The 24,360-nt window shown below is 63.6% G+C and carries 24 protein-coding genes; 8 read left to right on the forward strand and 16 right to left on the reverse strand.

All coding sequences use genetic code 11. The annotated features are described in order from the left end of the window. Window positions 1–44: 44 nt before the first annotated feature. Window positions 45–413, reverse strand: a complete 369-nt coding sequence (locus tag AC2FNS_RS05625) for a MerR family transcriptional regulator (protein ID WP_496678371.1) — start codon at window positions 411–413, stop codon at window positions 45–47. A 115-nt stretch (window positions 414–528) separates the two neighbouring features. Here AC2FNS_RS05625 and AC2FNS_RS05630 point away from each other — a divergent pair, with 115 nt between their 5' ends. Genes AC2FNS_RS05630 through AC2FNS_RS05640 form a run of 3 tightly spaced genes read left to right on the forward strand, consistent with a single transcriptional unit; the run spans window position 529 to window position 2,790 of the window. Further along, entirely contained in the window at window positions 529–948 is a 420-nt protein-coding gene (locus tag AC2FNS_RS05630; protein WP_170358398.1) for a PaaI family thioesterase, read from the forward strand. 1 nt (window position 949) lies between these two features. Then, on the forward strand, window positions 950–1,468 hold the full coding sequence (locus tag AC2FNS_RS05635; protein ID WP_496687376.1) for a PaaI family thioesterase: 519 nt from the start codon (window positions 950–952) through the stop codon (window positions 1,466–1,468). Between the two features lie 5 nt (window positions 1,469–1,473). Further along, entirely contained in the window at window positions 1,474–2,790 is a 1,317-nt protein-coding gene (locus tag AC2FNS_RS05640; RefSeq protein ID WP_496727601.1) for an MATE family efflux transporter, read from the forward strand. Here the strand turns inward: AC2FNS_RS05640 and arsC are convergent. The 4 genes from arsC to AC2FNS_RS05660 are packed head-to-tail and all read right to left on the reverse strand — an operon-like array spanning window position 2,787 to window position 4,946. Next, window positions 2,787–3,128: an arsenate reductase (glutaredoxin) gene (gene arsC / locus AC2FNS_RS05645; RefSeq protein ID WP_496711706.1), complete on the reverse strand. Its 342-nt coding sequence runs from the start codon at window positions 3,126–3,128 to the stop codon at window positions 2,787–2,789. The two genes, AC2FNS_RS05640 and arsC, sit on opposite strands and share 4 nt — an antisense overlap. Continuing rightward, complete coding sequence (locus AC2FNS_RS05650; RefSeq protein ID WP_496711707.1) at window positions 3,125–4,183, reverse strand: quinone-dependent dihydroorotate dehydrogenase; 1,059 nt, start codon at window positions 4,181–4,183, stop codon at window positions 3,125–3,127. The genes arsC and AC2FNS_RS05650 overlap by 4 nt, the downstream gene beginning before the upstream one ends. Further along, complete coding sequence (locus AC2FNS_RS05655) at window positions 4,180–4,611, reverse strand: DUF1330 domain-containing protein (RefSeq protein WP_496711708.1); 432 nt, start codon at window positions 4,609–4,611, stop codon at window positions 4,180–4,182. Before AC2FNS_RS05655 ends, AC2FNS_RS05650 begins: the two co-directional genes overlap by 4 nt. Then, window positions 4,608–4,946: a DUF952 domain-containing protein gene (locus tag AC2FNS_RS05660; RefSeq protein ID WP_496684407.1), complete on the reverse strand. Its 339-nt coding sequence runs from the start codon at window positions 4,944–4,946 to the stop codon at window positions 4,608–4,610. Before AC2FNS_RS05660 ends, AC2FNS_RS05655 begins: the two co-directional genes overlap by 4 nt. 107 nt (window positions 4,947–5,053) lie before the next feature. Between AC2FNS_RS05660 and AC2FNS_RS05665 the strand changes: the two genes are divergently transcribed. After that, window positions 5,054–6,631: a bifunctional metallophosphatase/5'-nucleotidase gene (locus AC2FNS_RS05665; RefSeq protein ID WP_496711709.1), complete on the forward strand. Its 1,578-nt coding sequence runs from the start codon at window positions 5,054–5,056 to the stop codon at window positions 6,629–6,631. Window positions 6,632–6,691: 60 nt separating this feature from the next. Here the strand turns inward: AC2FNS_RS05665 and AC2FNS_RS05670 are convergent, their stop codons facing one another. Then, a complete protein-coding gene (locus tag AC2FNS_RS05670; RefSeq protein WP_496711710.1) occupies window positions 6,692–8,344 on the reverse strand; it encodes a tetratricopeptide repeat-containing sulfotransferase family protein in 1,653 nt (550 codons plus the stop codon). A 50-nt stretch (window positions 8,345–8,394) separates the two neighbouring features. On the opposite strand from AC2FNS_RS05670, the gene AC2FNS_RS05675 reads away from it, so the two are divergent. After that, window positions 8,395–9,063: an SOS response-associated peptidase gene (locus AC2FNS_RS05675; protein WP_496711711.1), complete on the forward strand. Its 669-nt coding sequence runs from the start codon at window positions 8,395–8,397 to the stop codon at window positions 9,061–9,063. 51 nt (window positions 9,064–9,114) lie between these two features. Next, window positions 9,115–10,218 (forward strand): tRNA 2-selenouridine(34) synthase MnmH, encoded by a 1,104-nt coding sequence (gene mnmH / locus AC2FNS_RS05680; RefSeq protein ID WP_496711712.1) that lies wholly within the window; start codon window positions 9,115–9,117, stop codon window positions 10,216–10,218. Here the strand turns inward: mnmH and selD are convergent. The 7 genes from selD to AC2FNS_RS05715 are packed head-to-tail and all read right to left on the reverse strand — an operon-like array spanning window position 10,158 to window position 18,268. Continuing rightward, window positions 10,158–12,317 carry a selenide, water dikinase SelD gene (selD, locus tag AC2FNS_RS05685; RefSeq protein WP_496711713.1) on the reverse strand — a complete coding sequence of 720 codons (2,160 nt, stop codon included), beginning with the start codon at window positions 12,315–12,317 and terminating at the stop codon, window positions 10,158–10,160. The genes mnmH and selD overlap by 61 nt on opposite strands. Before the next feature lie 5 nt (window positions 12,318–12,322). Then, window positions 12,323–12,709, reverse strand: a complete 387-nt coding sequence (locus AC2FNS_RS05690; protein WP_496687391.1) for a Na+/H+ antiporter subunit G — start codon at window positions 12,707–12,709, stop codon at window positions 12,323–12,325. A 7-nt stretch (window positions 12,710–12,716) separates the two neighbouring features. Continuing rightward, window positions 12,717–12,986 (reverse strand): K+/H+ antiporter subunit F, encoded by a 270-nt coding sequence (locus AC2FNS_RS05695; protein WP_490359877.1) that lies wholly within the window; start codon window positions 12,984–12,986, stop codon window positions 12,717–12,719. Further along, window positions 12,983–13,480: a Na+/H+ antiporter subunit E gene (locus AC2FNS_RS05700; RefSeq protein ID WP_496684569.1), complete on the reverse strand. Its 498-nt coding sequence runs from the start codon at window positions 13,478–13,480 to the stop codon at window positions 12,983–12,985. The genes AC2FNS_RS05695 and AC2FNS_RS05700 overlap by 4 nt, the downstream gene beginning before the upstream one ends. Further along, complete coding sequence (locus AC2FNS_RS05705; RefSeq protein WP_496711714.1) at window positions 13,480–15,039, reverse strand: monovalent cation/H+ antiporter subunit D; 1,560 nt, start codon at window positions 15,037–15,039, stop codon at window positions 13,480–13,482. Before AC2FNS_RS05705 ends, AC2FNS_RS05700 begins: the two co-directional genes overlap by 1 nt. Beyond that, complete coding sequence (locus tag AC2FNS_RS05710) at window positions 15,036–15,395, reverse strand: Na+/H+ antiporter subunit C (RefSeq protein WP_496680150.1); 360 nt, start codon at window positions 15,393–15,395, stop codon at window positions 15,036–15,038. The genes AC2FNS_RS05705 and AC2FNS_RS05710 overlap by 4 nt, the downstream gene beginning before the upstream one ends. After that, complete coding sequence (locus AC2FNS_RS05715; protein ID WP_496711715.1) at window positions 15,395–18,268, reverse strand: monovalent cation/H+ antiporter subunit A; 2,874 nt, start codon at window positions 18,266–18,268, stop codon at window positions 15,395–15,397. Before AC2FNS_RS05715 ends, AC2FNS_RS05710 begins: the two co-directional genes overlap by 1 nt. 258 nt (window positions 18,269–18,526) lie before the next feature. On the opposite strand from AC2FNS_RS05715, the gene AC2FNS_RS05720 reads away from it, so the two are divergent. Both AC2FNS_RS05720 and AC2FNS_RS05725 read left to right on the forward strand, forming a co-directional pair. Further along, window positions 18,527–18,961 carry a rhodanese-like domain-containing protein gene (locus AC2FNS_RS05720; protein WP_496680153.1) on the forward strand — a complete coding sequence of 145 codons (435 nt, stop codon included), beginning with the start codon at window positions 18,527–18,529 and terminating at the stop codon, window positions 18,959–18,961. Then, window positions 18,958–19,776 carry a CE1 family esterase gene (locus AC2FNS_RS05725; RefSeq protein WP_496680155.1) on the forward strand — a complete coding sequence of 273 codons (819 nt, stop codon included), beginning with the start codon at window positions 18,958–18,960 and terminating at the stop codon, window positions 19,774–19,776. The genes AC2FNS_RS05720 and AC2FNS_RS05725 overlap by 4 nt, the downstream gene beginning before the upstream one ends. Here the strand turns inward: AC2FNS_RS05725 and mdoH are convergent, their stop codons facing one another. Genes mdoH through AC2FNS_RS05740 form a run of 3 tightly spaced genes read right to left on the reverse strand, consistent with a single transcriptional unit; the run spans window position 19,777 to window position 24,358 of the window. Further along, window positions 19,777–21,648: a glucans biosynthesis glucosyltransferase MdoH gene (mdoH, locus tag AC2FNS_RS05730; RefSeq protein ID WP_496711716.1), complete on the reverse strand. Its 1,872-nt coding sequence runs from the start codon at window positions 21,646–21,648 to the stop codon at window positions 19,777–19,779. It abuts the gene before it with no gap. Further along, window positions 21,645–23,144 (reverse strand): OpgD/OpgG family glucan biosynthesis protein, encoded by a 1,500-nt coding sequence (locus AC2FNS_RS05735; RefSeq protein WP_496711717.1) that lies wholly within the window; start codon window positions 23,142–23,144, stop codon window positions 21,645–21,647. Before AC2FNS_RS05735 ends, mdoH begins: the two co-directional genes overlap by 4 nt. Then, window positions 23,141–24,358 carry an OpgC family protein gene (locus AC2FNS_RS05740; protein ID WP_496711718.1) on the reverse strand — a complete coding sequence of 406 codons (1,218 nt, stop codon included), beginning with the start codon at window positions 24,356–24,358 and terminating at the stop codon, window positions 23,141–23,143. Before AC2FNS_RS05740 ends, AC2FNS_RS05735 begins: the two co-directional genes overlap by 4 nt. Between the last annotated feature and the right edge of the window lie 2 nt (window positions 24,359–24,360).

The following is a 24,360-nucleotide window of genomic DNA, read 5'->3' on the forward strand; positions in this document are numbered from 1 at the left end:
GCAAGGCAACGCGCGGCTGTCTGTCAAGATGATCAGGCCGGGGGTCAGTTCAGCATTTTTGCGGTTTGATCGCGCAGGCGCTGCAATTCGTCCATGGCTTCGTCCAGTTGCTGGCGCTGCTGGCGCAACTCTTCCATCTGCCGGTCGGCCATCTCGACGAAGGTCGCCATCTGGGCCTCGTTGCCCTGATCCTCGTAGATCAGCAGCCATTGCCGGATCTCTTCCAGCGGAAAGCCAAACTTGCGGCCGCGCATGATTAGCTTCATCCGCGCCCGTTCGCGCGGGCCATAGAACCGCGACCGGCCTTCGCGGTCGGGTTGCAGAAGCTCGATATATTCATAGTAGCGCAGGGTGCGCGGAGTCACGTCGAACTCGGCGCACATCTCTTTGAATGACAAACGATCGTCGGACATTCCTGTTCTCCTCGGCTGCAACCTAGGGCGTTGCGCGGACAAGCGCAACAGGCGGGCTTGCCCTTTGCGTCAACACCAGACCATAAAGAAGGCAACGAAAAAGGACAGAGCACCAATGGTCGACAAGACAGTACTCGCCCGCCAGTTCATCGAAGCGATCCCCCATGCGCGGGCCTTGGGCCTGACCCTGACGCATATAGGCGAGGGCGAGGCCGAGATCACCATGCCCTACAACGAGGATCTGATCGGCGATCCCCGCACGGGCGTGATTCACGGAGGAGCGGTGTCGGCCAGCCTTGATACTTGCTGCGGGGCCGCGGTCATGAGCCACCCGGCAGCCCCCGGCGGTACCGCCACCATCGACCTGCGCATCGACTACATGCGCGCCGCAACGCCCGGCCAAACGATCACCACCCGGGCAACTTGCTATCACATCACGCGCAACGTAGCCTTCGTGCGCGCCACCGCCATGGACGACGATCAAGATCGCCCTGTGGCCACCGCCTCGGGCGCCTTCACGGTCGAGGGGAAGTGAGATGACAAGACCCCGTCCCGAACCGATGCAGGTGGTGAAGCAGCGGCGCGACGCGGCCCTCAAGGCGCTGGTCGAGGGGGTTCCGTATATCCGGTTCCTCAACATCAGCTTCGACCGGCGCGGAGACGAACTGACCAGCGTTCTGAATTTCGACGAGAAGCTGATCGGCAACCCGTTCCTGCCGGCGATTCATGGCGGCGTCACGGCGGCCTTTCTCGAGGTGACGGCGGTGATCACGCTCAGCTGGGAGCACCTGTTCCCGCGCATCGAAAGCGGTGAGATCGACGCCGATGACATTATCTCTGATCACAGTATCCGCTTTCCCAAGACCATCGACTTCACGGTGGATTATCTGCGCTCGGGCCTGCCGCGCGATGCCTATGCGCGCGCTTTCATCAGCCGGGCGGGACGGCGGTATGCCTCGGTTCGCGTCGAGGCCTGGCAGGACAACCACGCCAAGCTGTTCGCGCAGGCCAGCGGGCATTTCCTGATGCCGCAAGAGCCTTCGGCCAAGGGCTGAGCAAAATGCGGGACGCCTCGGCACCCATCACGCACAGGCGGGTGCTGAAGATCGCGGTGCCGATTGTGCTGTCCAACGCGACGGTGCCGATTTTGGGCGCGGTGGATACCGGCGTGGTCGGCCAGATGGGGCAGGCCGCCCCGATCGGAGCGGTTGGCATCGGCGCGGTTATTCTGGCCACGATCTATTGGGTGTTCGGCTTTCTGCGCATGGGCACGACCGGATTGGCGGCGCAGGCCCGAGGCGCAGGGGACACGGCTGAAACCGGAGCTCTGCTCATGCGCGGTCTGCTCTTGGGCGGCGCTGCGGGACTTTTCTTTATCGTAGCGCAGGTGGCGGTATTTGCAGGGGCCTTCGCCCTGTCGCCCGCCAGCCCCGAGGTCGAGGCGCTGACGCGCGATTACCTCGAGATTCGCATCTGGGGCGCACCGGCGACCATTGCGCTTTATGCGGTGACGGGCTGGCTGATCGCGGTCGAGCGCACGCGCGGCGTGTTCGTCCTGCAGGTTTGGATGAACGGGCTGAACATCCTTCTGGACCTGTGGTTCGTGCTGGGTCTGGGCTGGGGCGTCGAAGGTGTGGCGGTAGCCACGCTGATCGCCGAATGGACCGGTCTGGCGCTGGGCCTGTGGCTGTGCCGCGATGCGTTCGGTGGCAATCAATGGCGCGATTGGGCGCGGATCTTCGACCCCGCCCGCCTGCGCCGGATGATGCAGGTCAATGGCGACATCATGATCCGTTCGGTCCTGCTGACCGGGTCCTTCACCACCTTTCTGTTCGTAGGCGCTGATCTGGGCGATGTGACGCTGGCTGCCAACCAGGTGCTGCTGCAGTTCCTGGAAATCACCGCTTTTGCATTGGACGGGTTCGCCTTTTCCGCCGAGGCGCTGGTGGGCAGCGCCGTCGGGGCCAAGGACCGATACCAGGTCCGGCGCGCCTCGATCATGGCGTCGCAATGGGGCGTCGGTGGGGCTCTGGTGCTGGGGGTCACGTTCTTCGTGGCGGGGCCCGCGTTGATCGACCTGATGGCCACAGCGCCCGAGGTGCGGATCGCGGCGCGCGAATACCTGATCTGGGCTGCGCTGGCCCCGGTGATCGGCGTCGCCAGCTGGATGTTCGACGGCATCTATATCGGCGCCACCTGGACCCGCGCCATGCGCACCGCCATGATCCAGTCGGTGGGGATCTATGTGGTGGCGCTGTTCCTGCTGGTGCCGAGCTTTGGCAATCACGGGCTGTGGGCCGCGCTGATGGTGCTGAACACCGCCCGCGCGGTGACGCTGGGCCTGCGCTATCCCCGGCTCGAGGCGCAGGTAGTCTAGAGAAGGGTCAGCAGGTTCTCGGGCGGCCGACCGATGGCGGCCTTGTCGGCAGTGATCCCGACGGGGCGTTCGATGAGGATCGGGTTCTCGGCCATGGCATGAATCAGGGCTTCCTCGGGCGAATTCTTGCTCAGCCCCAGTTCCTTGAACCGCGCCTCGCCCCGGCGCATCATCTCGATCGCCGGGATGCCCAGCCGGGACAGCACCGCCCGCAGCTTATCCGCGCCGGGCGCGTCCTCGAGGTATTTGCGAATGGTGACTTCGGCGCCGCGGTCCTGCAGCAGGGCCAGCCCAGCGCGCGATTTTGAACAGCGTGGGTTGTGCCAGTATTCGATCACAGCCAATCCTCTCGTTTGCTGCCGACGGCGTCGGCCACCGACTTGAACCCGTCCCGCGCCAGCAGGGCATCCAGCCCCCGCGCGATCTCGGCCGCCAGCGACAGGCCGCCATAGACCATCGCGGTATAGAACTGTACGGCCGAGGCCCCGGCGCAGATCTTGGCATAGGCCTGTTCGGCGGTGCCGATGCCGCCCACGCCGATCAGCGGAATCTGCCCGTCGGTCAACTGGCTCAGCCGGGCCAGAACGCGGGTCGATTTCTCGAACAGAGGCGCGCCGGACAATCCGCCGGCCTGATTCTTGTGCGGGCTTTGCAGTCCTTCGCGCGACAAGGTCGTGTTGGTGGCGATGATACCGTCGATGCCCGTGTCACGGGCGACATCGGCGATGTCCCGCAGTTCGTCATCCGTAAGGTCGGGGGCGATTTTCAGAAACACCGGGATCGGCCGCGCCAAGGCTCCGCGGGTGTCCAGCACACCTGCCAGCAAGGCGCTCAGCGCCTCTTTTCCCTGCAGGTCGCGCAGCTTTTCGGTGTTGGGCGACGAGACATTCACCGTCGCGAAATCCAGCCATTGCGCGCAATGGGCCAGCACCTGCGCGAAGTCCCGCGCCCGGTCGGTGCTGTCTTTGTTGGCGCCCAGGTTCAGGCCGATCACCGCGTCCTTGGGGCGATGCGCCAGACGCCGGGCCATCGCCTCCATCCCTTCGTTGTTGAAGCCGAACCGGTTGATGGCGGCGCGGTCCTCGGTCAGGCGGAACAGGCGCGGCTTGGGGTTGCCCGGCTGCGGGCGCGGTGTGACGGCACCCACCTCGATAAACCCAAAGCCCGCGCGTGACAGCGGGCCCAGAACCTCGCCATTTTTGTCGAACCCGGCGGCCAGACCTACCGGGTTGGGCAGGTCGAGCCCGGCCAGCTGCGTGCGCAGGCGCATTGAGGTGACGGGACCGGGCGACGGGGTCAGCCCAGATTTCAGCGCCTTGATCGACAGGCCGTGCGCGGTTTCAGGATCCACGCGATGCAGCGCGGCCAGGGCCAGTTTCTCGGTCAGTTTCATCCGAAGGACGCTCCGGTTGGGGTAGGGGCGGTGCGGATCAGGCGCGAGTCGGCCACCGCCGCCTGCCTGTGAATGACCGCCGCTCGATAGGCCGGGTCGGTCACCATCTCCAGGAACGCATGGGCCGAGGGGTAACGGGCGATGAACATCTCGTCCCACACTTCGCCCTGCGGGCCGATCAGCGTTGTCTGGAACGTGCCGCGCCAGATGATCGAGGCCCCCAGCCGCGCGATGATCGGCGCCGTTTCGGCCCCATACCGGCGATAGGCTTCGGCGCCGCTCAGCCCCGCGGCGGCCAGGTCGTGGCTTTCGGGATAGGCCGCCTTGGCGCGGAACCTCACAAGGTTCAGCATCTCGATCGGGTGATCGCGGTCCAGCGCCTTGAACGCCTCGAACTGGGCGCGGTCGGGGTCGATATGGCCGGTCATTGCATTTCCTCGGGGAAGCGGTGCGCGCCGTTTTCCAGCGGCAGCGGCTTGGCCCAGACCACATCCGCCATGCGCATGTTGCGATAGAGATGCGGGAACAAGGCACCCCCGCGCGAGACCTCCCATTTCAGATCATCGCCCATTTTCCGGGCATCGCAGGCCACGAGTGTCAGGTTTTCGGCCCCGGCAAAGTGTTTGGCCGCGGTTTCCGCCGCCTGTTCGGCGGTGGAAAAATGCACGAACCCATCCGCCACATCGACCGGCGCGCCCCGAGTTTCGCCCTGTGCCTGCAGGGCCGCCCATTCCTCGGCCCGGAATATCTTGTAGATCAGCATGGCGCCGTGATGCCCCGCGCGCGGGGTAGAATCAAGCCGCATTTCCCCCTTTGACTCTTTGCCGCCCTCGGCGCACGATCTTGGCAATCAATAACAGGGAGTTTCAAATGATTACCCGTTTCCTGACATCCGTCGCGGCCCTTGGCCTGACTGCAGGCATGGCGGCGGCCGAATACAAGCTGACCATTCTGCACACCAACGACTTCCATTCCCGGTTCGAGCCGATCAACAAATATGACAGCGGCTGCAGCGCCGAGGACAATGCCGAGGGCAAGTGCTTCGGCGGTTCGGCGCGCCTGGTCACCGCGGTCAACGATGCGCGCGCGCGGGCCGAGAACTCGATCCTCGTGGACGGCGGCGATCAGTTCCAGGGGTCGTTGTTCTATACCTACTACAAGGGCAAGGTCGCGGCCGAGTTCATGAACAAGCTGGGCTATGACGCGATGACCGTGGGCAACCACGAATTCGACGACGGCCCCGAGGTTCTGGCGGGCTTCATCGACACCGTCGATTTCCCGGTTCTGATGTCGAACGCGAATATCGAGAACGAGGAACTGCTGACCGACAGGATCATGCGTTCGACCGTGATCGAAGTGGGGGGCGAAAAGATCGGCCTGATTGGCCTGACCCCCGAGGATACGGATGAGTTGGCCTCGCCCGGCCCCAACATCACCTTCTCGGACCCGGTGCCCGCAGTTCAGGCGCAGGTCGACAAGCTGACGGCCGACGGCGTCAACAAGATCATCGTGCTCAGCCACTCGGGCTATGGCGTCGACCAACGGGTCGCGCAGGAAACCACGGGCGTCGACGTGATCGTGGGCGGACACTCGAACACCTATCTGTCGAACACGTCGGACAAGGCGGTTGGGCCGTATCCGACGGTTGTGAACGGTGTGCAGATCGTTCAGGCCTATGCCTACGGCAAGTTCCTGGGCGAGCTGAACGTGACCTTCAATGACGACGGCAACGTGGTCGAGGCGGTGGGTGAGCCGCTGATCATGGACAACACCGTGACCGAGGATCAGGCGGCCCTGGATCGCATCGCAGAACTGGCCAAACCGCTGGAGGAGATCCGCAACAAGGTCGTGGCCAGCGCCGCGGCACCGATCGAAGGTGACCGGTCAATCTGCCGCGTGCAGGAATGCGAAATGGGCAACCTGGTAGCCGATGCCATGCTGGCGCGGGTCGCCGATCAGGGCGTTCAGATCGCCATCGCCAACTCGGGCGGCCTGCGGGCTTCGATCGACGCGGGCGACGTGACCATGGGCGAGGTGCTGACCGTTCTGCCCTTCCAGAACACGCTTTCGACCTTCGAGATCAGCGGTCAGGGCATCATCGATGCGCTGGAAAACGGGGTCAGCCAGGTGGAAGAGGTCAAGGGCCGCTTCCCTCAGGTGGCTGGGTTGAAATTCACCTGGGATCCGTCGGTTGCCCCCAACGAAGGCCGCGTGACCGAGGTCATGGTGGCCGAGGGTGATGGCTATGTGCCAATCGATCCGGCCAAAACCTATCTGGTGGTCACCAACAACTATGTCCGTAATGGCGGGGACGGGTACAAGATGTTCACGGGCGACGACAAGAACGCCTATGATTTCGGCCCTGATCTTGCGGATGTGACTGCTGAATATCTGGAGGCGAATGCACCCTACACGCCTTACCTCGACGGTCGTATTCAGAAGAAGTGATTATTTGCTAAAAGAAGAAAGGCCGCATCCGGGGATGCGGCCTTTTTTCGTTGGCGGGTCTCAGTCGAACTCGTATTCCGGCCACAGTTCTGGGTCGAACCCGTCCAGCATGGAGCGGACGTGATCGGCGACCTTGCGCCAGCCGCCGATCGACTTGGTCGAGATTTTTTTGCGTACCTGGTCGATACTAGCAGTGCGCACCTGTTTCTTGTTTTCCTCCGGGTGCATCATGCTTTCTTGCCAATCGATCCCGCAGAACGCGGCCACCTGCTTGCTGTAGGTCTCAGGGTCGGCCACCAGTTTTTCGTAGGGCACCGTCAGGATGCGATCCCCGAAGATGGCATCCCAATGCTGCATGTAGCGCCGATACAGGTTGGCCGAATGCGCGATGGAGTCCAAGTTTGACGCGTAGCGCATTCCACTCGCGGGAAAACGGCGAATCCATTTTGACAGACCTACGTCGCGCGGGTCGCGTAGCATGTGCACGATCTTGGCATTCGGGAAGGCCGAGAGGATGAAGCCCACGCGCTGATAGTTGTGAGGCATCTTGTCTACGAAGGCGATGGAGCCGTCAGGGATTGGCGGCATCAGTTCGCGGAACTCTTCGGCGAATTTGCGGGCCTCGGTATCGCCGAACGGCTGATTTTCATCCGAGTAGACCGCCGACAGATCGGCGGCAAGGGTCAGTTCTCCGCAACCGGCGACATCCGGGACCGCACTCAGCATCATCTCCATCAGCGTGGTACCCGAGCGCGGCTGTCCGACTACGAAGATGGGCAAAGGTACGTCTTCGACGCCGGAACTGGGAACGGCCTCCGGGGAGGGGAACAGGAACTTGATCCGCTCGAGTTTCTTCTCCTCGGCGCCGAAGTCGTAAGGGTTTTCCGCGTGTTGGGCGGCATTGGCGCGCGCGAACTGCGGGAGTGCGGCCTCCAGGCCCTCGATTTTCGACTCAAGCTGGGCCTTGGCGAATTCCAACGTCGAATCCCTGTGGTTGAGCTCGGCCATCGCCGCCTCGACCTGCGGCATCAGTGACTTGGCCTGCTCCCGGTCGACCATCGAAGACAGCTGATACAAGGCCGAAATGTGGTGCGGCTCCTGTTCCAGAATGCGCCAAAGAATCTCGGCACACCCCGTCTTGTCACCCGCCTGATGCAGATCGACCGCCTTTCGGAAGGCGATCCCCATGTCGTCTGGCGCCAGTTCATACGCCCGCGTGATGTCGCGCGAACTGGCCTCGACAAAGCCTAGTTTGCCGTAGGCCCGGCCGCGCGAGGCCAGAAGCTTGGGGTTGTCGGGGTCGTTCTTCAGCTTTTCGGTGGCGTTTTCGACGATGCTGCGCCAGTTCTGCCCCTTGAGCTTGATTTCATCGATGACGCGGATGATTTCCGTGTTGCCCGGGAATTTGTCCAACATCCGTTCGGAATAGGCCAGGGCCTGAGCGATCTGCCCGGTCTGCATCAGAGCATTGGCGATGTTTTCCACGAATTGCGGGTCATTCGGCTTCAGACGTGACGCCTCCTGAAAATGGGGGATGGATTTCTTGTACTGCTTCATCTCGGTCAGCACGAAACCCGCAATGGCGTGAAAGTCTGCATCCTGCGGAAATTTCTTGGTGCCCAGCGTCGCTTTTTTCAAAGCCTGGGGCAGTTTGCCTGTTTCCAGATCGGCCAATGCCTTGGCCTTGAGGGAATTTGGTGCTTGAGTTGCCATCAGACTATGCGCCGCTCGATCCTGTTTTTCCGCTGCTAGGTTCATTGCCCATGTGTGGACGGTTTGCAATAACTCTTCCCAATGATGCCATGGCACAGTTGTTTGCCGCGCGCCCGGCGAATGACTTGCCGCCGGTGCCCAACTTCAATGTGTGTCCCACCAACCCGGTGCATGTGGTCCGCGCCGGGGAAACGGGGCGCAGGCTGGATCCGTTGCGATGGGGGTTTCTGCCCCATTGGTACAAGTCCGAAAATGACGGCCCGCTTCTGATCAATGCGCGCGCAGAGACCCTGGCGGACAAGCCGGCCTTTCGCGCCGCCTGCCGGGATCGGCGCTGCATCGTCGTCGCCACGGGTTTCTATGAATGGACCAAGGACGCGGACGGCGCGCGCCTGCCGTGGTATTTCTACCGCCGCGACGGTGCCCCCATCGCCTTTGCTGGGATCTGGCAGGAGTGGGGGCCGCCTGACGCCCGCCGCGTCACCTGCGCCATCGTGACCACCGCCGCAAACACACGGGTCAAGGCCATCCATCACCGCATGCCACTGATACTCGAGCCGAAAGACTGGGCGCTGTGGCTGGGCGAAGTGGGCAAGGGGGCCGCACGCCTTATGCGCCCCGGCCCCGAGGACCTGCTGGAGTTCTACCGGGTCAGTACAGCGGTCAACTCGAACCGGGCCAGCGGCCCGCAGCTGATCGCGCCGATCGCCGAGGGCTGATCGCTCGGTCGCGGGTTTCCATTGAGCCCTCGCGGCGCTAGACCATGATCTATGGCAATCGAGTTTCCAGACCTTACCGCGTTCTACACCCACGGGTTCGACACGGTTATCGACGTGCGCAGCCCGGCGGAATATGCCGAAGACCACGCGCCCGGCGCCATCAACCTGCCGGTTCTGAACAACGAAGAGCGCGCTCGGGTCGGCACCATCTATGTGCAGCAAAGCCCGTTTCTGGCCCGCAAGCTGGGCGCGGCGCTGGTGTTCCGCAATGCCGCCGACCATATCGAAAACCGCCTGAGCCATCACGATGGCGGTTGGCGCCCCCTGGTCTATTGCTGGCGCGGGGGGCAGCGATCGGGGTCGTTCACCTGGATGCTGCAGCAGATCGGCTGGCGCGCCGAGGTCGTCTCGGGCGGGTACCGCACCTATCGGCGGCTTGTGAACCGGTTTCTGTATGACGACCCGCTGCCGCACCGGCTGGTGGCGTTGGACGGATATACCGGCACCGCCAAGACCGAGCTTCTGGAGCGCTTGCGCCAGAGGGGCGTGCAGGTTCTGGACCTCGAGGCGCTGGCCAATCACCGGGGCTCGCTTCTGGGCGAGCAACCGGGCGGCCAACCCAGTCAAAAGGCTTTCGAATCCTCACTCGCCGCGGCGCTGATTGCGCTGGACCCTTCGCGCCCGGTCGTGGTCGAGGCCGAATCCTCGAAGATCGGTACGCTGATCCTGCCGCCCTCGGTTTGGAAGGCGCTGCGGATCGCGCCGCGTATCCGGATCACCGCACCCATCGAGGCGCGCACGGCTTATCTGGTGTCGTCCTATGACGACATCCTGTCCGATGCCGAGCGGCTTAAAGAGCGTCTGTCACCGCTGCGCCATCACCGCGGCCATGACGTGGTGGATAGCTGGTTCGATCTGATCGCCCAAGGCGACAAGCCCGGGCTGACCCGTGCCCTGATGGAGCAGCACTATGACCCGGCCTATGAAAAATCGCGCCGGGTCCACAAGGTGGACTTGATGGCGCAACTGCAGGCGGAGTCGCTAACCGCAACAGCGCTGGACAGTCTGGCGTCGCAAATCGAAGAGCTGTTGGTTCAACCCCGAAGCTTCAGACCCGGAGCCTCGATCAGTTCACCCACGATTTCGGCCGGATAACCCGCAGCCCGCAGCCGGTCGCGCAGGGCCGTGGCGGCGTCGGGTTGGACGGCAGCCAGCAGGCCTCCGGCGGTCTGGGGGTCGAACAGCAGATCGGCTTTGTTGCCTTCGGGCAACTCGGGAACGATCGCACGGTTGTCGGCAAACAGGGTCGAGCGGATGCCGGCGCGGCTCAGCTGGTCCGCCCCATCCATGATCGGCACCGCGTTCAGGTCCAGAATTGCGCCGCAACCCGAGGCCTCGCACAGCCCGGCCAGATGCCCGGCCAGCCCAAAGCCGGTGACGTCGGTCATTGCATGCGCCGCGCTCAGTATACGCGCCGCCTCGCCTTGGGGCTGCGTCATCAGATCATATGCCGCCTGCACCCAGTCGCCGCGCGCATCACCTGACATTTCGGCGGCCATGAGGACCCCGCTGCCCAACGGTTTGGTCAGCAACAGCGCGTCGCCCGGCCGTCCGCCGGACAGGGTGATCGGGTCGGTGTCGCACAGGCCGGTCACCGTGAAGCCGATGGTCATCTCGTCGCCCATCGAGCTGTGGCCGCCGACGATCTCGGCCCCGGCCTGCCGCATGGCCTGGGTCGCGGTCTCCATGATTTCCGCCATCGTCCGGTTCTGCAGTTGCGTGGACATGCGCGGCAGGATCAGGGTTGCCGTGGCGGCGTAGGGCGCGGCGCCCATTGCCCACACATCCCCCAACGCATGCACCGCGGCGATCCGGGTCATCAAAACCGGGTCGGCAACGAAGGCCCTGAGGTGGTCGGTGGTCATCACCATCCGGGCCGTGCCGACGGTCAGCAGCGCGGCGTCATCTCCGGGCAGAGGCGTGACATCCGGGCGGTCGCTGCCGGGCAGGACCGACAGGGCCGCGCGCAGCGCGCCGCGCCCGACCTTGGCCCCGCAGCCGCCGCACATCGGCTTTTCTCCCAACGTCTCGTGCAGGCCGGCGGCGTGGTGACGCGGCAGGGGTGGGGCTTTCGTGCGTGGCAGGTCGCGAAACCGATCCATGAACTTCTGGTCGATGTGGTCCTTCCATCTCCACATCAGCGGGCCGCTGAAAGATGTACCCAGCCGCTCGGCCAGCGCCGATTTCTCGCCCATTGAAATCAGTTTGAGGTAGTCCTTCTGCGGCCGATAACTCCGCATCCGCCCGGCCCCCAGCGCGGCGCGCAGGTTGTCGAACAACACTGGTGCTTCGCGGACCGCAAAGACTCCCGCCTTTGGCCGGGGATCTTCGGACAGGTGCGCGCAGTCCCCGGCCGCAAAGATCAACGGATCGCTGGACTGTAGGTGGCTGTTCACGCGGATGAACCCCTCGTGCAGGGCCAGACCGGTCTGCGCGATCCAGTCATAGGGGCGGGCGCCTGCGGCTCCGGTCACGAAATCTGCGGCGATGTGGCGACCATCTGCCAGTTCTAGGTAATCCGGTCCGACGCGAAGAATGCCGGCTTGTTCGATGCAGTCGATACCCAGGTCGTGCATGGTTCGACGAAGGGTCGCCGCCGCCTTGGAACCAACCGCCGACAAGGCTCGGTCGCGGTCGATAAGCGTCACTAGCGCCTTGCGGTTGCGCGCACGCAAGGCATGGGCCATGGCCATGACCAGTTCAACCCCGGCGACCCCGCCGCCGATGACCGCAACCGAGGCCGGGCCCGAGCCGTTCAGATAAGCGGCCCAGTGCGCGGCAAACGGACCCAGAGGCTTGGCCGGCACTGCATGTTCGGCAAAACCGGGCAGGTCGGGCATGTCGGACGTGATCCCCACATTGACCGAGGCCACGTCAAAACCGATCTCGGGGTGGTCGGGCACCTGAACGACGCGACGTTCGGGATCAAGCCCGGTGGCGGGGCCAAGGATGAGCCGAGCGCCCGCGAACCGCGCCAGGCGCACCAGGTCGATATCGAGATCTTCCCGTGCGTAGTGCCCCGCGACAAATCCCGGTAACATGCCAGAATAGGGGGCCGTCGGCTCCGGGTTTATCACGGTTAAACGCACGCCTGGCAGCGGGTTCATGCCCCATTTGCGCAGCACCAGGGCATGGGTGTGGCCTCCGCCGATCAGAACCAGATCGCGGGTCAGGGGCAGGGACGGCGTTTGCATGCGGCTCAGTTCTTGCTGTGGTCCGGGACGTCTTCCATCTGCTCGACCGCGTGGGTGGCCCACAGGCCATCCTCGCCGGCATCGGGCAGGTTCTCGGGCTTTTCATGGCGGTGAATATGCCATTTGGCAATGAACAGGGCCGTGATCGGCGCGGTCAGGAACAGAAACAGGGTAATCAGCAGTTCGTGCATCGACAGGCGCCCCTCGATCAGAACCGAATGGAAGATAGAGGCCAGCAGAACGCCGCCCACGCCCAGCGTGGTTGCCTTGGTGGGCGCATGCAAGCGCGACATCGGGTCTTTCAGCTTGATCATCCCGAATGAGCCGACAAAGCCGAAGATGCCTGACACGATCAGGAAAAAAGCGATCAGCAGTTCAAACAGAAACTCCATGCCGGCCTCACTCGATGATGTTTCCGCGCAGCATGAAGCGCGCGTATGCCACGGTCGAGACAAAGCCCAGCATGGCGATGATCATCGCGGATTCAAAGAAGATCTCGGTTCCGACGGCAAGGCCATACAGAATCATCAAGGCGATGGTGTTGATGACCATGGTGTCAAGCGCCAGTACGCGGGTTCCGACGCCGTCGGCGGTGATGATCCTCCAAAGGCACATCATGATCGCGGCGCCGAAACAGGCAAAGGCAAAGTATATTGCATACTCGATCATTCGAAGATCTCCTTCAGGCGGCGCTCGTACCGCTGTTTGATCTGGTCGCGGACGGCGCCCGGATCGGGGGAATCCAGACAATGCACCAGCAGGCAGTGGCCCTGGGCGGACAGGTCGCAGCTGACGGTCCCGGGTGTCATCGTGATGGTACCGGCCAGAACGGTGATCGCCTCGGGGGTGCGCAGTTCAAGCGGGATCGAGACCCAGTTGGGCTGGCGCTCGGCATCCGGCTTGAACAGGATGATCCGGGCGACGGTGATGTTGGCCACCACGATGTCCCACAGCACGACGAGGATGTATTCCACCACCATTGGCCAATTGCGCAGCACTGGACGGTCGGGCCAGTAGGGCTGCGTAATGAAGGGGATGACGATACCCAGAAGCAACCCGAAAACCAGCGAATTCAGCGACGGCGCGTTGGCCAGCAGCACCCAAACGATCGTCAGCAGAAAGCTCAGATGCGGGTGGGGAAATATCCGGCGCAATAGTTTCATCAGTCTTCCCTTCCCAATACGGCCGAGATGTACTGTTCCGGCGCAAACAACTGCGCCGCCGTGCTGCGAGTGTAGTCCAGTGCCGGCCCGGCGAACAGGGTCAGCAGGACCAGCCCCGCGACGAGGCCGAAGACCGAAGTGAAGGCAAGGCCGGGCTGCGGCTCGGGCGGCGGCGGTGGCGCGGGGTCTGCGTCTTCGGGGGCGGTTTCCGCTTCGGGCGTCGGATCATCCTGCGTGCTGGCGTCTTGGCTTTTCCAGAAGATCAACGAGCCGGCACGCGCAAGCCCCACGATGGTGACGAACGAGCCGATCAGGACCACGGCCCAGATGGCGGTGGCATCAGGCGCGTTCCGCGCGGCATCCAGCACCAGAAGTTTTCCGATGAAGCCTGACAGGGGCGGCATGCCGGCCATGGCGATTGCGCCGACGAAAAACAGCGAAGCGATCAGCCCGTTCTGCGGCATCGGCGGCCGCGGCGCGATTGCCCCGCTGCGGCGTTGCATGACCAGATCGGCCACAAGAAACAGCAAGGCGGTGGCTAGGGTGGAGTGGTAGACATAGTACAAGGCCGCGGCGGTCGCCGACTCGGTGAACAGCGATATGGCGACCAGCAGCGTTCCCATCGAGGCTATGGCGCAGAAGGCCACCATTCGGGCGATGTGTTGGGTTCCCAATATACCGATGGATCCGATGGCCAGCGTCACCAATGCGGCGGGTTGCAGCCAGTCGCCGACCAGTCCCTGCGAGACCGGGACGTCCGGGCCGAAGACCAGCGTATAGACCCGCAGGATCGAGTAGGCCCCCACTTTGGTCATGATCGCGAACAAGGCGGCCACCGGCAATGGTGCATTGGCGTAGCTTGCCGGCAGCCAGAAATGCAGCGGCAGGACGGCGGCCTTGATGCAGAAGACCAGTAGCAGCAGAACCGCGCCCACGCGCAACAGGGCGGTGTCTTCGGTCGGCATCTCGGCCACGCGCAAGGCCAGATCAGCCATGTTCAACGTTCCGGTCACCGAATAGATCGTGCCCAATGCAAACAGGAACAGGGTCGACCCCAGCAGGTTGTAGGTGACGTATTGAACTCCGGCCTTCAGACGCACAGCGCCGCCGCCATGGGTCATCAGACCGTATGATGCGATCAGCAGCACCTCGAAGAACACGAACAGGTTGAAGGCGTCTCCCGTCAGGAAGGCGCCGCAAACCCCCATCAGCTGAAATTGGAACAGCGGGTGGAAATGATCACCGCGCTCGTCCCATCCGGACGCGATGGCGTACAGCACGATGGGCAAGGCCAGCAAGGCGGTCAGCAGCACCATCATCGCGGAGAGCCGGTCAAGCACCAGCACGATGCCGAACGGGGCGGGCCAGTTGCCAAGCTCGTAGACATGGATGTCGCCACCCGCCGCCTGCGCGGTGATGGTCAACGCGATACCCAGCAGGCCCACCACGCCCGCCACCGAAAAGATGCGCTGCAGGTCCAGATGATAGCGCAGGACCATGATGATGAACGGGGCCAGGATCGCGGGCAGGACGATCGGCGCAACGATCCAGTGGTTCATGCGTCTTCTCCCGCGCCGTCCACGCTGTCGCGCGCGGCCATGTCGATGTGGTCATCCTTGGCCGAGAGATAGGCGCCCAAGGCGATCATCACGATCACCGCCGTCATCCCGAACGAGATCACGATGGCCGTCAGCACCAGCGCCTGCGGCAGCGGGTCGGTGTAGGGAACCTCTTCGTATTTGTTCAGAACTGCAGGTGCATTCACGGCCAGCCGTCCCGTGGCGAATAGAAATACGTTGACCGCATAGGTCAGCAAGGACAGGCCCAGGATGACCGGAAAGGTCCGACGGCGCAGGATCAGAAAAATCCCGGCGGCGGTCAGCACGCCAACGGCCGAGGCGACGAGAGCTTCCATCAGCCCTGCTCCTTCTTTTCTTGTTCTTCTTCGATCGGGTCATCGCGCAAAGGGTTGATGTCCATCGGGAATTCTTGCGCCATGCCCGGCCGCCACGCAAAGCGCGACAGGCTGTCCAGAGCCAACATCACAGCGCCCAGAACGGCAAGGAACACGCCTGTGTCGAACAGCATGGCAGTGGCCCATTCGAACTCTTCCAGTGGTGGCCAATGCAGATAGCCGAAATCGCTGGTCAGGAAGGGCCGCTCGTTGAACCAGGCGCCCAAACCAGTAGCCGCAGCGATCAATACGCCCCAGCCGATGGTGCCATGGTAGTAGAACCGTTGCCGCTCGATCGCCCAGGTGTAGCCGCTGGCCATGTACTGCATCAGGAAGGCGATCGCGACTATGAGACCGGCGATGAACCCGCCTCCGGGTTGGTTGTGTCCCCGGAAGAAGATATAGGCACCCACCATAAGGGCAATCGGCATCATCACACGTGTCGCAACAACCATCATCAGCGGGTGAGAGTCGCCCGATTGGGGCCAATGTGGCTTGCGGTTCAGCAGGTAGGCGCGAACACTGGTGCCTAGCACGGCCTCGGTCAAAGCAAAGATGATCAGTGCCGCGATCCCCAGCACGATGATCTCGCCGAAGGTATCAAATCCCCGGAAGTCCACCAGGATCACGTTGACCACATTGGTGCCGCCGCCACCCTTGTAGGAATTGGCCAGGTGGAATTCCGAAATCGTCGGGAAGGCGAAATCGCGCAGCATGAGCGCATAGATCAAGCCCCCAGCTCCGATACCGGCCACCACCGAAATGGCAGCATCACGCCAGCGCCGTGCCGCGCTGCTGTCCCATGGGGTCTCGGTCGGCAGGAAGTTCAGCGAAAGCAGCAGGAGGATCATCGTGACAACTTCGACCGAGATCTGTGTCAGAGCCAGATCAGGCGCGGACAGATAGTTGAAGGCCATCGACACGATCAGCCCCACCACCCCGATCAGGACCAGAGACAGCAGACGGTTGCGGTGGAACCACATGATGCCCATCGTCGCTACGATCAGGCACAGCCAGCCGATGATCGGGATGATGGGGGCCTCCAGCGGAACCCGCGTTTCCAACCCGATCGTGCCGGTTGCGAAAGCATAGTACCCCAGCCCGACGGTGAAGGCGATCAGGATGATCGCATAGCGGCTGATGACACCGTTGTGCAGCTCGTCCGTGATCCAGCGACTGGCGGCGGTCAGCGCACCGATGACGGCGTCGAAGATGGACTTGGCCTCGGGGCGGGGGAGGGCGTTCCAGGCGGTTTCGCCGCGACGGTGCAGGGCCAGCAGAAACAGACCGCCCAGCGTAGCGATGACCGACATATACAGCGCCGGCGTAAACCCGTGCCACAGTTTCAATGAATAATAAGGCAGCTTCTCGCCGCCGATCACCGCGGAAGACACAACCGCGACCAAGGGGCCGACGATGACAGCCGAGTTCAGGCCGATCAGGACGACCAGAACCACCAGGAACGCGGGGGCCAACCACAGGCCTGCAGGGGGGTCGTGTGGATGGGCGGGATAGTCGTCACGCTCGGGGCCCAGAAACACGTGGCTGATGAAGCGGAAGGAATAGGCCGCGGAAAAGATCGCTGCCAGCAGAGCCAGACCTGGCACCAGATAGTGGGAATTGCGCCAGACGGTGTGGACCGTCTCTTCCAACATCATCTCTTTCGACAGGAAGCCGTTCAGCGGCGGAATGCCGGCCATCGACAGCGCGGCGATGGTGCCAATGGTGAACGTAATCGGCATCAGGTGGCGCAATCCTCCCAGCCGCTTGATGTTCCGAGTGCCGGTTTCATGGTCGACGATCCCCGCGGTCATGAACAGGGCGGCCTTGAAGGTGGCGTGGTTGATGATGTGGAAGATGGCGGCCACGACGGCGATCTTGGTGCCGAACCCCAGCAGCATCGTGACCAGTCCCAGATGCGAAACCGTCGAAAAGGCCAGCAACGCCTTGAGGTCATCCTTGAACAGCGCGATCACTGCACCGATCAGCATTGTTACAAGACCGGTGGTTGCGACGATGTAGAACCACGCCTCGGTCCCCGCCAGAACCGGCCACATGCGTGCCATCAGGAACAGGCCGGCCTTCACCATCGTGGCCGAGTGCAGATAGGCCGAAACCGGCGTTGGCGCGGCCATGGCATGAGGCAGCCAGAAATGAAACGGGAACTGGGCCGACTTTGTGAAACACCCCAGCAGGATCAGCACCAGCGCCGGCAGGTAATAGGGTGAGGCCTGGATCAGCTCGCGGTTTTGCAAGATCACGCTCAGGTCATAGGACCCCACGATGTTGCCAAGGATCAGCATACCTGCGATCATCGCCAGCCCGCCGGACCCGGTCACGGCCAGCGCCATCCGCGCGCCCTGGCGACCTTCGGGCAGGTGCTTCCAATAGCCGATGAGCAGAAACGAGCTGAGCGAGGTCAGCTCCCAGAAAATCAGCAAAAGCAGGATGTTGTCCGACAGAACGATGCCAACCATCGCGCCCTGGAACAGCAGCAGATAGGTATAGAACTGCCCCATCGGATCCTCGCGCGACAGGTAGAACCGCGCGTACAGGATGATCAACAGACCGATGCCAAGGATCAGCAGGGCAAACAGGAACCCCAGCCCGTCCAGCATGAAGTTGGCGTTTAGCCCCAGCCCGGGAATCCAGTCGAAACGGGCGGTCACGACCTCACCCTGCATGACGGCGGGGATGTGGATCAACAGCCCCATGAGCGCCAGGAAGGTGGTCAGCCCGGCAGCCGAGGCCGCCGCATTGCGACCGGCCCGGACCAGCAAGGCCGGAAAGACAGCGCCAAGAAACGGAAGGGCCGCGATGAGGAATAGGGACAAGTGCGATACTCCGGGCTGAGCGGTCAGTGTGGGCTTGAATTTGTAAGGATAATTTATTGGCTGTCCAGCTATTGCAAGTTTTTCACCTTGCCCTAACGCCCGTGGATTCCGCCGACCCAAATGCGAAAAAATGACGCAAACTTGATTTCCGCGCGCGAATTTGGCGCGGCGGTGAAAGGGCCCTTGTGCTAGAAACGGGCCATCCCAACCGGAGGGTTCGAGTTGGCAGAGCAGAGGTTGAAACCGCGCAGATGGGTGTTGCTGGTTGGAACGGCCGCTTTGGCCGTGGGGTTTGCGATGCGCGAGTACCGTCTGATCCCCGAGGAGTTTTCCGGCGGCAAGCTGAGCGTCGCGCAGGCGCAGGCCAGCGCCGTGTCCGGCGACGTTCTTCTGATCGACATCCGTACACCGCGGGAATGGCGGGCGACGGGTATCGGGCGGGGCGCGATCCCCTTGGATATGCGGCGCGACGATTTCGTGGCCGCACTCGACCGTCTGACCGGCGGCGACCGCAGCCGTCCGGTTGCCCTGATCTGCGCGCGCGGTGTCCGGTCGGCCCGGCTGAGCAACGCCCTGACCCGCGCCGGTTTTTCCAACATCATCGACGTCCCCGAGGGCATGTTGGGCTCGGCGGCCGGGCCGGGCTGGATCCGGGCCGGGTTGCCGGTCGACCCCTACGAGGTGCAATCGTGAGTGCCGTTGCCCGGTGGCTGTCGGTCTGGGCCGCGTTGCTTGCCGGACCGGCGCTGGCGGCCTGCGATGAGGTCGAAGGGGCGTGTGAAACCGCGCGGGGTACCTATCTGATCGAGGTCCCCGACCAGGACCATCCGCCCTTGGTAGTGTTCCTACATGGTTACGGCGGCAGCGCGTCGGGGACCCTCAGGAACCGCGGAATGGTCGAACCGCTGCTGGCGCGCGGATACGCGGTGATGGCACCCGACGGCGCGCTGCGCAACGGGCGCAAAAGCTGGAACTTCTATCCCGGTTGGGAGGGCCGCGACGAAGCCGCATTCCTGGCCGAAGTGGTCCGGGATGCCGTCCGCCGGTTTGACATCGACCCCGACCGCGTCATCCTTGGCGGGTTTTCGGGCGGCGGGTTCATGGTGAACTACCTGGCCTGCGCCAAGCCCGACGCGTTTTCGGCCTTTGTTCCGGTATCGGGCGGGTTCTGGCGCCCGCATCCCGACGGCTGCGCCGGGCCTGTCCGCCTGTTCCACACCCATGGCTGGACCGACAACGTGGTACCGCTCGAGGGGCGGGCGCTGGGTGGCGGCCGGTTCCTGCAGGGTGATATTTTTGCCGGTCTGGAAATCTGGCGGCAGGCCAATGGTTGCGCCGATAACCGCCCGGACGGGATTTCCACTACGGGGCCGTTCCTGCGCCGCAAATGGACCCGCTGCGCCGATGGCAGCGCGCTTGAATTCGCCCTGTTCCCCGGTGGCCACACTGTGCCCGCAGGCTGGGCCGACATGATGCTGGATTGGTACGAAGGCCTACCGGGCGGCTGATCATTCCGCCGCGGTCAGCGTTCGTTTGCCCTTGATCAGGCGCTTCAACTCGTTGCGGTGGGCACGGGCGGCGCGGCTGATCGCTGGTTCCTTGACATCCTCAGGCATCCGCAGCAACCGCCGCGCCCGGGCCGCCGAGACCCCGCTGAGCGCCGAGAGCGGCACCGCGAAGGTCAGGCTGACGGCGATCGGGGCCAGCCAGACCGAGACCAGCCCGGACAGGATGCCGACGCTCAGCGCCACGCCGCTGACCGTTTCCAGCGCATGAAACAGGATCAGCGTGCGCAGACCGTACCGGCCACCCGCGCGCGCCTGGGGCGCCCAGCCCTTTTGCACCCCGAACATCGTGCGGAATACCGCGATCATCTGCTGGACCATCAGGATGGGGGCAAACAGGATCGACAGGATGACCTCGAACAGGAAGGACGCAAAGAACCGCCCGGCGCCGCCGAAATCGGAGTAGCGGACCCCGCTCAGCGGCAGGGCCAGCGCACCAAGGATCTTGGGCGCCAGCAGCATCGCGTACATCACCAGGATGATCAGAACGTGGCGCGTCTCGGTCATTTCCGGCCATTGCGGGAACAGGGGATTGTCGGGGCTGAAGTAATGCAGGACCGAGGCGTCCTTGCCCTGGCCGATCAGCGCCCACATGAGAAGCAGAGCGAACCACAGGGGTGACATCAGATATCCGACGGCCCCGTGGAACAGGTGAAAACGCGATACGGCCTTGAAACCCGCCGACCCCAGCAGTCGCAGGTGCTGCAGGTTTCCCTGGCACCAGCGACGGTCGCGCAGGGCGTGGTCGATCAGGGTAGGGGGTGTTTCCTCGTAGGACCCGCGGATGCGGGGCAGGAACCGGACCCCCCATCCGGCCCGGCGCAGCAGGCCGGCCTCCACGAAATCGTGGCTCATGATCAATTGCTCGCGTCCGCTGAGAGCGCGCAGTTTTGGCAGGCCTGCGCAGGCCGCAAAGGCCTTGGTGCGGATGATCGCGTTGTGGCCCCAGTAATTGCCTTCTTGCCCGCACCAGCGGGCCAGCCCCTCGGCAAAGGCGATGCCATAGACGCCGTTGGCGAATTGCTGCATCCGGGCAAAGACCGACTGGGCGCCGATCAACTGCGGATAGCTTTGGATCAGCCCGGCGCCGGGGTCACGGGCCAATGCGTCGGTCAGCCGCGCGATGGCGCGCCCGGTCATCAGGCTGTCGGCATCCAAAACCAGCATCGCATCCCAGGCGCCGCCCCAGCGGCTGACCCAATCGGCGATGTTGCCCACCTTGCGGTCGGTGTTTTCGGCGCGGCGGCGGTAATGCAGTTCAAGCCCCGGGGCCAGGGTGGTGCGCATCGCCTCGACGCTGGCCTGTTCCTGGGCGGCGATGTCCGGGTCGCGCGTGTCAGACAGGATGAACATCGCATAGTGATGCTGACCGCCACGCGCGCGCAGGTCTTCCAGCATCGTGCGCGCATTGCCCAGAACGTTCCACGGCACTTCGTTGTAGACCGGCATCAGCAGGGCCACGCGCAACGGCTGCGGCCGGGCCGCGCGCCGGGGCCGGTCTTGGCGGGACAAGGAAACCATTCCCAGCAGAACCGTACTGACGGTGAATGCGATCCAGAAGAAGTTGAACGAAATAAGTGTTAGCAGAATGGCCTCGACCAGGTTGATGCCCTCGGTGTCGAACCAGTCAACCAGAAACCACAACAGGGCCAGCGTCGCGCCCATGGCGGGGGAAAACGCCATTGCCCGCCACAGGCCCGCAGACCGGTCGTCGGGCCGTTCGGGCACTTTCGCGTCGCGAAACCCGGCGCGGAAGTCCTGCGCGGGCATCGGCAGGGGGGCCTCGGGCGGCATGATATGAAGATCGGGGCTCATGCGGTCCACCGGTAAAGCCAGACCTCGGAGGCCGGGGCCTCGCCCAGACGCAGCTGCGCCCGCAATTCGACATGGTCGCGGTCGCCCGGCTGGAAGGAAAATGCCAGCCGCAGTCCGCCGGTGTCGGGGTTGCGCTGCAGTACGCCATCCGACGTTTCGGCATGGGGTGACTGCACGAAGACGCTCAGCGCGTCGGGGTCTTCGAACAATTCGCTGGGCTCGAAGTCGATCACGGCCAGCCGGCCCTCGCCAAAGGTATTCTCGCCCATGGCCGTGCGGATCACCCGCGGCATGGCCGTGCGCTGTGGCTGCTCGCCCCAAGTCAGGCGATAGGCCAGATCGACCTGCGTGCCCGCCGCCATCGGCTCGGCCGGGCGCCAATAGGCGACGATGTTGTCATAGATCTCCTGGTCTGCCGGAATTTCCACCAGCGTCACGGTGCCCTTGCCCCAGTCGCCGATCGGTTCGACCCACAGACCCGGGCGTTTGTGGTATTGCGCCTCGAGATCGGCATAGTCGGAAAAGGCGCGCTTGCGCTGCATCAGGCCAAAGCCGCGCGGGTTCATGTCGACGAATGATGAAATCTGCAGCCGCGTGGGGTTGGCCAATGGCCGCCAGATCACCTCGCCGGCACCATTGCGGATCATCAGCCCGTCGCTGTCATGCACGGCGGGGCGGAAATCGTCGAACCGGTTATGATTGGTCTGGTCGAACAGGAACATCGAGGTGCCCGGCGCGATGCCCACATGGGTCAGGTCGGTGCGCGGGAACAGGGTCGCCTCGACCTGCATCTGGCAGTCTTCTCCGGCGGTAATGTCAAACCGGTAGGCCCCGGCCACGCTGGGGCTGTCCATCAGCGCATGCACGATCATGTTGCGTTGGCCGGGCCTGGGCCGTTTCAGCCAGAACCGGATGAATTCGGGGAATTCTTCGCCCTCGGGGTCGCCGGTTTTCAGCGCCAAACCACGCGCCGACAGGCCATAGACCTCGTGCAGCCCGATGGCGCGGAAATAGCTGGCGCCTTGGAACACGCAGAACTCGTCGGTCTTGCCGGGGCGGTGCATCTCGGTGCGCAGACGGAACCCCGAGAAGCCAAGTGTGTCGCTGACAGGCAAGGGCGGGACGTCCTCGGCCCGGTCGAACATCTCGAGATCGAAGGGTACGGCCTCGACCCGGCCGCCCTCGACGGTCGAGATCTGGACCGGGCGGGGGAAGTACAGGCCGGGTGCAAAGAAATCCACGTTGAACGGGGTGTCGGACCCGAACCAAAGCCCGTGATCCAGCCGGAACCGGATCGACCGGTACTGCTCATAGGTCAGGTCCAGCCACTCTTGCGGAACCTGGGCGCGCGCCTGATAGGGGCGGCTGGCCAGGTCTCGGGCCATGGCGATTACATCGGCCCGGTCAAACGCAACGTCGCCGCCCGTGGCCCATGCGGCCCGGGCGAAGGCGAGCGCCGTTGTCGACGCCAGAAAGGAACGACGCGTAAGCTTCATGTCTTCGACTTCCACGGGTGTGATTTGAACCAAGCGGCCAGATAGGCAACGCCGATCAGCATTGCAAATCCAAAAAGATTGGCGGTCAGAACGGCGGCGAAATCCCGCCCGAATTCATCCAGGAAAACGCCGATAAGTCGTGCCACTGCCATGGAAAATACGAACACGGCAAGCGATTGCTGGCCGACTTTGGTGATCAGCTTCAGGACCACTTGCCAGATCCGCGCGTAGGCGCCGTGTCCGGTTGCGATCAGCCGGTGCCCATGGGTGCCCGCTGCGACCCAGCCCAGATAGGCCAGCGACAGAAAGTGCACATAGCGGAACAGGCCGAAATCCGTCTTTTCGCGCAGTTCGGCCGTCAGCGGCCAGACCTTGCGGATTTCGGCCGCCAGGTCGGGGGCTGCGGCCTGAACCCACAGAAACACCTTCCATGATCCGAAGGGCGCAGACAGGACCAGAAACGCCACCGCCGCCCAGATCAGGGTCTTGGACACCGGGGGCGCCGGCAGCCAGCCGCGCATAAAGGCAAAGCCTGTGAAGAACAGAAGCTGCCAGCCGAACGGGTTGAAGAACCACTGCCGGTCCGACCACGGCTCGGCCGGCAGGGCCAACGCGCCGGTTTGCGCGACCAGCCAGATCGCGACCGAAACCAGCCCGACCGCCCAGACCCCGACCCGAGACAGCCCCATGAACAGCGGCATCATCGCCAAAACCACCAGGTACATGGGCAGGATGTCGAAATAGTTCGGAACATATGTCAGCGTGAAAAGCCCCACCATCTGCGGCGCCGGGTCGTTGAAGAAATGCTGCAGGTTCAGAGCGTTGACATAGCTTTTGTCGAAGGTACCCGACAGATCCAAGGCCGCCATGGACATGGCGACGAAGAAGAACAGGCAGATATGCGCCCAGTAGACCTGCCAGATGCGGAAGCTGACCCGCGCCGTGCCCATCCACCAGCCCTTGCGCAGGAACGCTCCGCCAAAGGCGATGGCCGAGGCCATGCCCGAACAGAAGACGAAAATCTCTGTGGCATCGGAAAAGCCGAACCGCGCCGGAATCCAGCGCGACCACGGGTTGTTGGGAATATGTGCGATCAGGATGATGAACATCGCGATGCCGCGATAGAAATCCAGCCGCGGGTCCCGCGTCGCGGGGCGGGCTGCGGCGGGGGTTTCCACCGGGGCAAAATCAGAAACGGGCGATGCGGTCGCCATGC

The organism is Ruegeria sp. BHSA191, assembly GCF_059613325.1.